Origin of the sequence: Streptomyces sp. SID14436 (genome assembly GCF_010548465.1) — a bacterium.
GTDB lineage: Bacteria > Actinomycetota > Actinomycetes > Streptomycetales > Streptomycetaceae > Streptomyces.
In genome coordinates, this window is sequence record NZ_JAAGMD010000698.1 from 1 (window position 1) to 4,600 (window position 4,600).

General features: G+C 70.6%; 3 protein-coding genes. All 3 read right to left on the reverse strand.

Annotated elements, in window-relative coordinates; translation table 11 throughout:
- Nucleotides 1-82: 82 nt before the first annotated feature.
- Nucleotides 83-1,510 (reverse strand): maltokinase, encoded by a 1,428-nt coding sequence (locus G3I53_RS24985; RefSeq protein WP_164438797.1) that lies wholly within the window; start codon nt 1,508-1,510, stop codon nt 83-85.
- Between the two features lie 109 nt (nt 1,511-1,619).
- Entirely contained in the window at nt 1,620-3,320 is a 1,701-nt protein-coding gene (gene treS / locus G3I53_RS24990; protein ID WP_164333040.1) for a maltose alpha-D-glucosyltransferase, read from the reverse strand.
- A partial coding sequence (locus tag G3I53_RS24995; protein WP_239064092.1) for a DUF3459 domain-containing protein occupies nt 3,317-4,600 on the reverse strand: 1,284 nt, incomplete at its 5' end. The genes treS and G3I53_RS24995, both read right to left, overlap by 4 nt.

The window sequence follows — 4,600 nt, forward strand, 5'->3', positions numbered from 1 at the left end:
CGGCCGGCCGGCGGTTCCGGCTGCGAGGCGGGGGACTCGGGGCGGGGGGTCACGGGCGGAGCCTCCTGGGCGAAGGGGTGGGTCAGGTCGGGTCGGCCGCACCGGAGCCGGCGAGCCTGCGCACGGCCGCCAGCGGTACGGGCAGCCAGTCGGGTCGGTGCCGGGCCTCGTAGAGCACCTCGTAGACCGCCTTGTCGGTCTCGTAGGCGCGCAGCAGCACGGGGTCGGTGCGCGGGTCCCGTCCGGCGGCCCGCGCGTAGCCGGAGCAGTAGGCCGCCCGGCAGTGGGCCGCCCAGTCGGGCTGCGGCGGGTCCAGGGAGCGGGCCGCGTAGTCGAAGGACCGCAGCATGCCCGCCACGTCCCGGACGGCCGGCTGCGGCATGCGGCGCTCGGCCAGCGGGCGGGCCGGTTCCCCCTCGAAGTCGATCAGCGACCACTCACCGGCCGGGGACCGCAGGCACTGCCCGAGGTGCAGGTCGCCGTGCACCCGCTGCGCGGTCCACACCTGCCCCTCGGAGGCCAGGTCGTCCAGCGCCGTGAACGCCGAGCGCAGGCCCTCCTCGTACGGGCGCAGCGCCGCCACCGCCTGCACCGCGGCCGCCAGCCGCTCCGTCATGCCGGCGACCATCGTCCGCAGCTGGGCGGGCCCCAGGGTGACCGTCGGCAGGGCCCGGGCCAGAGCGGTGTGCACCTCCGCCGTGGCCCGCCCGAGGGCGCGGGCGTCGGCGAGGAAGTCCTCCCCCTTGGCCAGCGCCCGCAGGGCCAGCTCCCAGCCGTCGGTGGCGCCCTGCACGTACGGCTGGAGCACGCCCAGCACGTACGGCTCGTCGGTGGCCGGCCCGCCGGCCGCGGCGCCCGGGTCCGCGACCAGCCAGGCCGTGGGCGGCGGCACCCGGGTGCTGCCCTCCCGGGCCAGCGCGAGCGGCAGCTCCAGGTCGGGGTTGACCCCGGGTACGACCCGGCGCAGCAGCTTCAGGATGAACGTGTCGCCGTAGACGACGGACGAGTTCGACTGCTCGGCCGTCATCAGGCGGGGCACCAGGCCGGGCCGGATGTCCTGGCGCGGGTCGCGCTCGAAACGGAGCCCGCCGACCCGGGCCTGGGTGCGCAATGCCTCCAGGAGGAGTTCGGCGGGCCGCGTGTCGTGCAGGGCCTCGTAGACCGTCCGTCCGGCCAGCGGGCCCCGGGTGACGTGACCGATCAGCGCGGGCGCGAGCCGGGGCGGCAGCGCCTCGCGCACGCCTATGAACAGCTGGTAGCAGTCACCGGGGTGCTCCTGCCCGCCATGGCCCGCCGCGAGCGGCTGCTGCGCCCGGACCAGCAGGTGGTACAGGCCCAGCTTGGCGGTGGACGGCAGCAGCTCGGTGGCCGCGACCAGGGCGAACCCGGTGACCGGGCGTCCCTTGCCCGCGAACCAGCGCTGCCTGGGCAGCCATTCCCTCAGCAGTGGATCGAGTGACGCAAGGAGGCCGGGCGGTGCGGTGACGGTGCGGGTGACGGCTTCCGACATGGCGTCGCGTCCTTTCCCCATCGTCGGCAGGGCCCGGGGGCGCCACCGGTGGGCGGGGTGTTACTGATGCGTGCCCCGGGCGGGACGGAGGAAACCGTCCCGCCGGGTCCTACGCGGCGTCCTTGCGGAGCCGGAACCAGTAGAAGCCGTGTCCCCCGAGGGTCAGCAGATACGGCAGTTCCCCGACGGCGGGGAAGCGCACCCCGCCGAACAGCTCGACCGGATGGCGCCCCTCGAAGGCGCTGAGATCCAGCTCGGTCGGCTGCGCGAACCGGGAGAAGTTGTTGACGCACAGGACGAGGTCGTCCTCGTACTCGCGCAGGAAGGCGAGGACGGCGGGGTTGGAGGAGGGCAGTTCGGTGTAGGTGCCGAGTCCGAAGGCGGGGTTCTGCTTGCGGATCTCGATCATCCGGCGGGTCCAGTGCAGCAGGCTGGAGGGGGAGGCCATGGAGGCTTCGACGTTGGTGACCTGGTAGCCGTAGACCGGGTCCATGATGGTGGGCAGGAAGAGGCGGCCGGGGTCGGAGGAGGAGAAGCCGGCGTTGCGGTCCGGGGTCCACTGCATGGGGGTGCGTACGGCGTCGCGGTCGCCGAGCCAGATGTTGTCGCCCATGCCGATCTCGTCGCCGTAGTACATGACGGGGGAGCCGGGCAGGGACAGCAGCAGCGCGGTGAACAGCTCGATCTGGTTGCGGTCGTTGTCCAGCAGCGGGGCGAGGCGGCGGCGGATGCCGATGTTGGCGCGCATGCGGGGGTCCTTGGCGTATTCCGCCCACATGTAGTCGCGTTCCTCGTCGGTGACCATCTCCAGGGTCAGCTCGTCGTGGTTGCGCAAGAAGATGCCCCACTGGCAGCCGGAGGGGATGGCGGGGGTCTTGGCGAGGATCTCGGAGACCGGGTAGCGCGATTCGCGGCGGACGGCCATGAAGATGCGGGGCATGACGGGGAAGTGGAAGGCCATGTGGCACTCGTCGCCGCCGACGGCGTAGTCGCCGAAGTAGTCGACCACGTCCTCGGGCCACTGGTTCGCCTCGGCCAGCAGCACCGTGTCCGGATATTGCGCGTCGATCTCCTTGCGCACCCGCTTCAGGAAGGCATGGGTCTCCGGGAGGTTCTCGCAGTTGGTGCCCTCCCGCTGGTACAGGTACGGCACCGCGTCCAGCCGGAACCCGTCGATGCCCAGGTCCAGCCAGAACTTCAGCGCGGAGATCATCTCCTCCTGCACCGCCGGGTTCTCGTAGTTGAGGTCCGGCTGGTGGGAGAAGAAACGGTGCCAGTAGTACTGCTTGCGCACCGGGTCGTAGGTCCAGTTCGACGCCTCGGTGTCGACGAAGATGATGCGCGCGTCCTGGTACTGCTTGTCGTCGTCCGCCCACACGTAGTAGTCGCCGTAGGGACCCTGCGGGTCCTTGCGGGACTCCTGGAACCACGGGTGCTGGTCGCTGGTGTGGTTCATGACGAAGTCGATGATCACCCGCATGCCCCGCTGGTGGGCGGCGTCGACGAACTCCACGAAGTCCGCGAGGTCGCCGAACTCGGGGAGCACGGCGGTGTAGTCGGAGACGTCGTAGCCGCCGTCGCGCAGCGGGGACTTGAAGAAGGGGGGCAGCCACAGGCAGTCGACGCCGAGCCACTGGAGGTAGTCGAGTTTGGCGGTCAGCCCTTTCAGGTCGCCGACGCCGTCACCGTTGCTGTCCTGGAAGGAGCGGACCAGCACCTCGTAGAAGACGGCGCGTTTGAACCACTCGGGGTCCCGGTCCCTGGCGGGAGTGTCCTCGAAGGTGTCCGGCACGGGTTCGTTGACGATCATGTGGTGGGTGACCCTCCCATGTGCGGGGTGGACGGTCGCGGAGCCGATGGCTGCTCACCCGGGGAGGAGTCCCCGGGCCCCCGGCCGACGACGAGTACATGCGCTCCCCCCGGCCCCAGGCGCACGTAGTTGGCGCTGCCCCAGTGATAGGTCTCACCGGTGAGCTCGTCGCGCACCGGCACCGACTCGTGCCGCTCCAGGCCGAGTTGCGGCATGTCCAACGAGACCGTGGCCTCCTGGGTGTGGTGCGGGTCGAGGTTGGCGACCACCAGAACCGTGTTCGAGCCCTTCCGCTTCGAGTATGCGATGACCGCCTCCTGGTCCGCATGGTGGAAGTGGAGGTTTCGCAGCTGGCGCAGGGCGGGGTTCTCCCGGCGGAGGGTGTTGAGCCGGGTGATCAGCGGGGCGATGGTACGTCCCTCGCGTTCCGCCGCCTCCCAGTCACGCGGCCTGAGCTGGTACTTCTCCGAGTCGAGGTACTCCTCGCTGCCCTCCCGCAGCGGGGTGTTCTCACACAGTTCGTAGCCGCTGTAGATGCCCCACGTGGGGGAGAGGGTGGCGGCGAGGACCGCGCGCACCTCGAAGGCGGGCCGGCCGCCGTGCTGCAGATAGGCGTGCAGGATGTCGGGGGTGTTGGCGAAGAAGTTGGGCCGCATGTAGGAGGCGGCCTCCCCCGACAGTTCGGTCAGGTACTGGGTCAGCTCCTGCTTGCTGTTGCGCCAGGTGAAGTAGGTGTACGACTGCTGGAAGCCGATCTGCGCCAGCGTGTGCATCATCGCCGGCCGGGTGAACGCCTCCGCCAGGAAGATCACATCCGGATCGGTGCGGTTGATCTCACCGATCACCCGCTCCCAGAACACCACCGGCTTGGTGTGCGGATTGTCCACCCGGAAGATCCGCACCCCCACCCCCATCCAGTGCCGCAGCACCCGGCAGGTCTCCGCCACCAGCCCGTCCAGATCCGCGTCGAAGGCGATCGGATAGATGTCCTGGTACTTCTTCGGCGGGTTCTCCGCATACGCGATCGACCCGTCCGGGCGGTGGTGGAACCACTCCGGATGCTTGTGCACCCACGGATGGTCCGGCGAGCACTGCAACGCGAAGTCCAGCGCCACCTCCATCCCCAGCTCCCCGGCCCGCGCCACGAACCGGGCGAAGTCCTCCAGCGTGCCCAGCCGCGGATGCACCGCGTCGTGCCCGCCCTCGGCGGACCCGATCGCCCACGGCACCCCCACATCGTCCGGGCCGGCGTCCAGGGTGTTGTTCGGGCCCTTGCGGAA

Coding starts and splice junctions, on each gene's coding strand:
- G3I53_RS24985 (WP_164438797.1), bottom strand. CDS start 1,510: ATGTCGGAAGCCGTCACCCGCACCGTCACCGCACCGCCCGGCCTCCTT.
- treS (WP_164333040.1), bottom strand. CDS start 3,320: ATGATCGTCAACGAACCCGTGCCGGACACCTTCGAGGACACTCCCGCC.